5 protein-coding genes are annotated in these 7064 nt (G+C 66.3%); 3 read left to right on the plus strand and 2 right to left on the minus strand.

Translation table 11 applies throughout. The annotated features are described in order from the left end of the window. Positions 1-310: 310 nt before the first annotated feature. The 3 genes from G4O04_05170 to G4O04_05180 all read left to right on the plus strand — a co-directional run bounded on the left by G4O04_05170 (position 311) and on the right by G4O04_05180 (position 2252). On the plus strand, positions 311-898 hold the full coding sequence (locus G4O04_05170) for a transposase (protein ID HEY57911.1): 588 nt from the start codon (positions 311-313) through the stop codon (positions 896-898). 156 nt (positions 899-1054) lie between these two features. Then, positions 1055-1768: a hypothetical protein gene (locus G4O04_05175; GenBank protein ID HEY57912.1), complete on the plus strand. Its 714-nt coding sequence runs from the start codon at positions 1055-1057 to the stop codon at positions 1766-1768. 85 nt (positions 1769-1853) lie between these two features. Beyond that, positions 1854-2252, plus strand: coding sequence for a hypothetical protein (locus tag G4O04_05180; protein HEY57913.1), 399 nt, complete (start codon positions 1854-1856; stop codon positions 2250-2252). Positions 2253-2323: 71 nt separating this feature from the next. On the opposite strand, the gene G4O04_05185 is transcribed toward G4O04_05180, so the two are convergent. Beyond that, positions 2324-4774 (minus strand): hypothetical protein, encoded by a 2451-nt coding sequence (locus tag G4O04_05185; GenBank protein HEY57914.1) that lies wholly within the window; start codon positions 4772-4774, stop codon positions 2324-2326. Between the two features lie 379 nt (positions 4775-5153). Beyond that, entirely contained in the window at positions 5154-6896 is a 1743-nt protein-coding gene (locus tag G4O04_05190) for a hypothetical protein (protein ID HEY57915.1), read from the minus strand. Between the last annotated feature and the right edge of the window lie 168 nt (positions 6897-7064).

The raw sequence follows: 7064 nt of genomic DNA on the forward strand, positions 1-7064 counted from the left end.
GCCAAGAGAACGTACCAGGTTTTGCAAACGGTGAATGAAAAAAAACCGATCCTCCCTGGGCAGAATTTGCATGGCTACCATCCCAGCAAGAGGAGGACCGGCTATGCCAGCACTGGCCTACAGGGGAGAACCGTAAGGAAGCACGACGCCCTTTGGTCCAAACCCACTTGGAAACCCGAGGCATCCGCAAGACAGCCCGAATTTGGGGCACCTCCCGCCAGGTGGTGCGGAAGTGGGTGCGGCGTGATCGGCAAGCCGGAAACGCAGGCCTGGAAGAAGCACACCCCATGTCCTTGTGTGGCCGTTGGATGTGAAGGAAATACCGCACCAAGGCGCCTTAGGCACCCTACGGGTCACCCATTGGCGACGCCGCCGTCTCCCTGCCCACCAATGGACCGCCTGTGAGGGACGTGCCCGGCTCCGTTTCCCGGCCTACAGTTCCGCCCTGAATCGGACCCATGGTCTGGCCTTCCTCGTCTTGGTGGCCATGTGGCTACGGGCCCATGGCGTTGAAGCGCCCCGGGTCTTTCAGACAGACTGGGGCCAGGAATTCGGTGGAGATAACCCGGAACACACCCAACGCCTCTCTGAGCAGTTTCTTGCTCCCTTACAGGCCGGCTTAGCCCGCTATCCCAAGGGGCATAATGGCCAGGTAGAACGCAGCCATCGCACCGATGATGAGGCGTTTTATTGGCCTTATGCGCTGCGCATCCAGCCCCCTGAGGATCTCCTGCGCCATGCTGGGCGCTGGGTGGTTTTCTACAACATGCTCCGACCCCATTACGGTGCCGGGATGGAGGGGCGACCGCCTTTGACCGTTTTGAAGCACCTGGGCTATACCGGCCCGGATACGCTGACCGCCTTCCCCCCCTTTGCTCCTGGACACCATCAGTACTAACCTCCTCCTGGCTTGTGGCCCTCAGGAGGGTGGTCACGATCTCTTGACCTATTACACATGCCCTCCGTTGTCCCCCACGAAATGTGGGCCGCAACTTGACAACCGGGAACTTCAAGGGTAGAATATTTTCGGATTTTTCGGATCACATAAGGCGCCATGGTTCCCAAACTCACCCGCCGTCAACAGGAATTCCTCGGCCGCTTCCTCGACCTCTATCGCGAAGTTGAGGAACCCATTCACTACGCCGAGGTGGCGGAGCGACTGGGCATCGGGCGGGTGACGGCCTATGAAATGCTCCGGCTGCTCGAAGAGCGCGGGTTGGTGCGCTCCCGGTTCCACCTGCCCAAAGGGCGGCGCGGGCCTGGACGGACGGTGGTGCTTTTTTCCCCCACCGAGAAAGCCCCACGCGTGCTGCGCCAACTGGCCGGCGAAGCCGCTAACGGCGAGGACTGGGAGGCCATCAAGGCCCAGATTTTGACCCGGCTGCGCGAGGGAAAAGCCAAAGGCTATGAGCAACTGCTCAATGACCTGCTGGCCCGCCTGCCCGAACGGCGCAGCCCCCTGCGCTACATGGCCGAACTCATCACCGCCATCCTGCTGGCGCTGCGCTCGCTGCTCGAAGGCCCCTACGGTCGTCTGCTGCGCCAGCGCCTGCAACGCATCGGACTGCCCGGCGAGTTGGGCCTGAGCGCCCTGACCGGCTTAGGCATGGCCCTGGGCCTGGCCAAGCAGGTCAACCGCCGCGTGTCCACAGCCATCCTCGGCGAAACCCATCGCTTTCAGCGCACCATCCAGGAACTTTCCGACGAAAACCGACGCCGGCTGGCCGAGTTCGCCCGCGAGGTGCTGGGTATGCTCGAAAGCCATTAGCCAGGCTTGCCAGCCCCTCACGCCTCCTTCATCAGGAGGCAATTTTTGGAAAAACACTTTCGGTTTTTTCGGATACCCGCCACCCTTGTCGGAGAAGCGCCATGCCTCACTTTGCCGTCGAATTCTCACCGTATCGCTAATCATCCCGGCCTACACCGAGGCCCGCCAGGCCGCCCAACAGATGCCCCAGGCCGGCGGACAACTGGCCTTCCTGGCCCGGCAGATGCAGGCTGCCGGAGTGCAGCCCAACCCCCAACAGGTCCAGCAGATGCTGGCCCAAATCCAGGGTGAAGGGCAAAGCCTGACGCAGGACCTGCAGGCGCTGGCCGCCTTCTTCGCCGCCAGGGACGCGCCTTTGGCCTCACAGGTGCTGATGCCGCAGCAACAGGCGGCCCTGGTGGGACGGCTGAACTGGTGGCCGGCCAAACACCCGGTGGGCCACGGCGGCTTGTTCCGCCTGCTGGCCGAGCGGTTGCGGAAGTGACCTGCAATCCATCGCGTATCGGGCAGCAAAACCGCCCGATACGCGATGGTGCGCATCACCCTTTCTCAGGCTTATCGGACAGGGGGCTCCTCCGGCACCCGGTAAAGGGTCGCCCCGCCCACCTGAAGGACCGGGGCCAGGAATTGCTGGAACTTCCCCTCGGCCACAGGGTACGTGTTCCGCTCCAAGGCACCGACGACCACATAGCGAATGTGGTAACGCTGCAAAATCGCCCGGGCCTCAGGCCAGGAGCGGGTCGCATACAGCAGAGCGATGTCGTCCTGACGGGAGCCCATCTCGTTGGCCCCGCCGCGCCACTGCACTTCGTGCCCCGGCCAGCCCAGCACGCTCGGTTGGCCACTGAAAGTGCTGATGCGGGCGTACTGGGTGTAACTGCCGCCCACCGCCTCGGCCACCGCGCCTAAGGGCGCCTGTTGCAGATAGGCGATCAGGGCCCAATCGTCGGGCGACTGACGCTGCAGAAAGGCGCTGCCGTCCAGCGTCCAACCATCCGGCGGGTGGAAGTTGTTCGTGCGGCCGGGCACGGCCAGGACAGGGTACACCAGCCCGGCCAGGGCCGCCGCAGCCACTACCGCCTGGGCTGCCCGGGCCCAACGCCTCCGTCGCCGGAAAATCTCCGCCGTAGCCACGGCGGCCACCAAAGCCCACAACAGCCAGCCCTGATAGTAGAACTTGAACACGGTGTTCATCCGCGTGCCGAACTGGTCGCGCAGGTAGAGGTAGTCGGGGGTGAGCACCAGCAGGCCACCCCAGAAGGCGAGCAGCCAGAGGAAGCCCTCACCCGAGGGGGTGGCCCCTCTCTTTTGGCTACGCGAAGCGCCCCGCTGGGCCTCCGCCTCCACCCCCCACCACGCCAGAAAGAGCAACAACGCCACCGTGCCGCCCCCGGCCAGGCAACGTAGGTGCCGCAGCACCCCCTCCCGCAGCGCCTGGCTCAGCGTGTCGGCGCCCCACACCCCCAGCAGGGTCGGCAGGGCCAGCGCCGCCTGGGGGATCCGTTGAGAGGCCCAGGCCGTCACCGGCACCGCGGCCACTGTCAGCAGCAGCATGAGGGCCCAGAGCCCCCCCCACAGGGCCAGCACGAACCTCAGGGCGCGGCCCCGCACCCCCGGGTTCCAGCCCGGCAGCCGCCCCAGAGCCAAGATGAAGATGGGGACCAGCAGCGTCCCGAACATCACCCACAAATGCGCGCCCCGCGTCGGAGTCACCAAAGCGGGCAAAATCCCCCCTGCCTGGGATTGAAAGCCCAGATAGAAAGGCAGGTAGAGCAGGCCTCCGGCCAAGCCCAGGGCCAGCCCCAGGCCGAAGAAGGCGCTCAGGCGCTCCCGCCAGGCCCGGCTTTGGCGCAGGGCATAGGCCGCGGCGAACAGACCGACATAGATGGGGAAATCCCAGGTGTTGAGAAAGGCCATCCCGCCCAAGGCCACGGCGGCCAGGGCAAAGGCCGGCTTGGAAAGGCGCAGCGGGCCGGTGCGTCCGCGCGCCCCGCCTAAGTACAGGTTGAGGGCCAGCTCCACGGCCAGCAGGGCAAAGGGCAGGGCGAGCACATGGGGGTGCAGGTCGCCCAGCACGAAGGAAAACTGGGGGAATTCGTCGATGACCTCCTGGAACTGCCCGGCCAGGTTGAAGTCCTGCACCACGCGGGAGGCGCGCCACCACCACCAGAAGCGTTGGGGGAGCCAGCCGTACGGCGGCTGGGGCGGCGTGTTGAGGTCTTTGATGTTGAGGAAAGTCTGCCAGAACCAGGAGACGGGCTGGCCCTCCGGCCCCGGACGCCAGAAAAGCCCCCGCCGATGGAGGACTTCCAGGAACCCCTCGAGATTGCCCATGAAGAGCACAAAAAGCGGTCCCAAAAGCCCCCAGGCCGGATCTCGAGAAGAGCGCCGCGCGGCCAGCAGGTTGTACACCAGCCCAAAGGCGTTCACCGCGCCCAGGCCAAAGACCAGGGCCACGCCCAGGTTGAAAGCCACGGCCCCCGGCGTGGCCGTCAGCCGGGCCAGCCCGGCCACGAGCACATAGCCAAAGTAGTAGTACGAGATGGCGTAGCCGCTCAGCCAAGGGTCATGGGGGGGAAAAGTGGGCGAGCGCAGGATGGCGTTGATGAACGCCAGTTCCATGGGTTTCTCGGTGCCCATAATTTCCGGCGCGGCGGCGCGCACCAGGGCCCACAGGGCAAAGGCGGCCAGGAAGACCCCCTCGGCCCAAAGGAGCGTGCTGCGCCGGGCGCGCGCCCAGGCCACCAGGCGGCGGCGGACTTTCCAGCCGGTGGCCAGGCTGAGCGCGGCCAGCAGCGCCAGGGCCAGCAGCAGCCCGGCCGGGTCGTTGCGCACCACGCCCAAGGAGGCCAACAGCCAGAAGGCGTAGCCCCACAGCAGCACCCCCAAGGCGCGGCTGAGGGCATAGCCCCGGTCGGCCAGGGCGGGCAGCAGGCGAAAGGCCAGCGGAAAGGTCAGCCAGCCGATGAGGGAAACGAGAAGCCACCAGGCGAACCAGGCAAGCATGAGAGACCTCAGAGAGAGTGCAGTGTGCGGCGTTTTCAAGTTTATCACGAGTTTGTGGGGCGTTGAGGCGTTGAGGCGTATGTCGTTGCGTCATGGCCCCCGGCTGCCCCCCAGGGAAGCGGCAGAGCGTCGCTGTCCCCTCGAGCGTCCCGTGCCATGCCATCCCCTCAAAGGCTCCCTGAGCAGGGAGGCGGAGTGCGCAATCGAAGGGCGCCCCAACGCGACGAATCAAGCAACCAGGTAACAAGGTAACCAGACAACCAAGCAACAGCCCCCAGCACGAAGGAACGAAGCCACGACCTCCGACGCACGAGGCAACGACCTACGACCTACGCCCCACACTCTCAGTTACCTCAATTGCCTCAGTTGCCCCAACCCCTCACCGTTCCCCCACCTCATACACCACCGTCTCCCCGGTGCGAAAGACCTCGCGCCACAGGTAGCCGTTGTACTCGGCGAACTTGTCCAGGCCGGGGCCAGGGTAGTAGGCCCGCTCCAACTGGCCCACGATGATGTAGCGCACCCCGTAGCGCCGCAGGAAGGCCAGCGCCCCTTGGGGGTCGGTAGTGCCGTAGAACTCGGCCACCTCAGCGATGCGGTCGGTGACCCATTCGGGCGAGGTGACCACCCCGCGTTGCTGGCGCTGGTGCCAGTTCCAGCCCACCACCGAGGGCAGGCCGGTGTAGATGGCGTACCGGCTGCCCCAGCGGTACTCCACCGTGTTCCCCTCAACGATGACCGGCGAACCGTCCACGTGCTCCCGCAGCCAGCGAATGGCTGCCGCGTCCTGGCTCAGGTCCATGTCCCAATTCTGGTCGAAGTAGCGGGCGTGGTCCATGTAAGCCATGCCATCCAGGGTATGGGGCGCCTCAGGGGCCATGCGGTCCTTCACCTTCGCCATGCCGCCCAGCACGGGGAACAGCGCCGCGCCCCAGACCAGGAGGGCCAGCCCGGCCACCCAGCCGTGCCACAGCCGGGGTCGCCACAGGACGCGCCCATCGCGCAGCCAGCCCCAGGCCGCGGCCGCGCTCACGGCGAAGAGGGTCCACACCTGGAGGTAGAACTTGAACACCGTGTTCATGCGCCCGATGTCGCCTTCGAGCACCACCACCTCAACGACCAGGGTCAGCGTCAACCCCGTGCCCAGCAGGAAGAGGGCCGCCCGCCGTCCGGGGGGCAGGTCGGGCCGCAGCAACAGAGCGCCTGCCCAGGCGGCCAGGGGCACCACCAGCCAGGCGATGTGCACGCCCCACAGGGTCAGCCCCAGGGCCACCACGGCCACGGTCGCCGCGGCGCCGCCCACCCGGCCGCGCCAGCGCCGCCACCAGCGCAGCCCGTCCAGCAACGGCACGGCCCGCAACCAGGCAATGGTCTCGAACAGCAGCCAGGGCACCAGCACGAAGAGGAACAGCCCCCAATGGACCAGGTAGGCGCTGGTGGGCGTGCGCGTGCCCTGCCACAGGTGCACTTTATTGTAGCCCTGGGCATACCAATGGGTGTAGGGCGCCACCACCAGCATCCCGGCGACGAAAAGCGCCGCAGCCGCCGCCAGCGCCCGACCCAGGCGCGCCGGGATTCCCAGGCCACGCCCCCTTTGCCACACGGCCCATCCCACGGCCAGCATCCCCAAAGCGGTGTAAGTGGGCCAATCCCAGGTGTTGGTGGCCCGCAGCATCCCGGTCACCAGGGCGCCCCAGAGGAGAATCGTTACATCGTGAGTCGTGGCGTCGTGGGTCGTTTCCTCATTCCTTTGAGACCACGTAACAACGCCACGACGCCACGACGCCACGAGCACCGCCAGCGCCCACGCTAAGGCCAACAGGGTCAAGCCCAGGGCGATCATGTGGGCGTGCAGGTCGGCGTAGAGGAAGGTGAAGAAGGGGAACTCGGTGATGGGCTCCACATCCCCCGGCGCGGAGATGGCCCGGCTCGGTATCCAGTACCAGTCGCCAATGCCGTAGGGCAGGTGGGCGTGCTGGAAGAGCACCTGCACCAGCCCCAGGGCGGCCCAGCCCAACTGGTGGAAGAGGCTCACCCCTTCCAGACTCCCGGTGGGCGAGGCCAGCCGCGCCAGGCCATGGAAAATCATCCGCACTGTGCCCAGGTTACCCAACAGCGCCATCCCCACGGCCCCGGCCAGGCCGACGGCGAAGCCCTTCGACTTCGGACTTCGTCCTCCGCTCAGGGCATCCTTCGACTCCGGACCTCGTCCTCCGCTCAGGACACGGCTTCCGGGAGATGCCTTTTGGGGCTGAGCGGGGGGGCTGAGCCCCGTAGTCGAAGCCCTGCC

The organism is Anaerolineae bacterium (assembly GCA_011176535.1).
Classification (GTDB): Bacteria; Chloroflexota; Anaerolineae; order Anaerolineales; family DRMV01; genus DUEP01.

Excerpts from the sequence above, each read along its gene's own strand:
- G4O04_05175 (HEY57912.1), top strand. The coding sequence starts at position 1,055 with ATGGTTCCCAAACTCACCCGCCGTCAACAGGAATTCCTCGGCCGCTTC.
- G4O04_05185 (HEY57914.1), bottom strand. The coding sequence starts at position 4,774 with ATGCTTGCCTGGTTCGCCTGGTGGCTTCTCGTTTCCCTCATCGGCTGG.
- G4O04_05190 (HEY57915.1), bottom strand. The coding sequence starts at position 6,896 with ATGGCGCTGTTGGGTAACCTGGGCACAGTGCGGATGATTTTCCATGGC.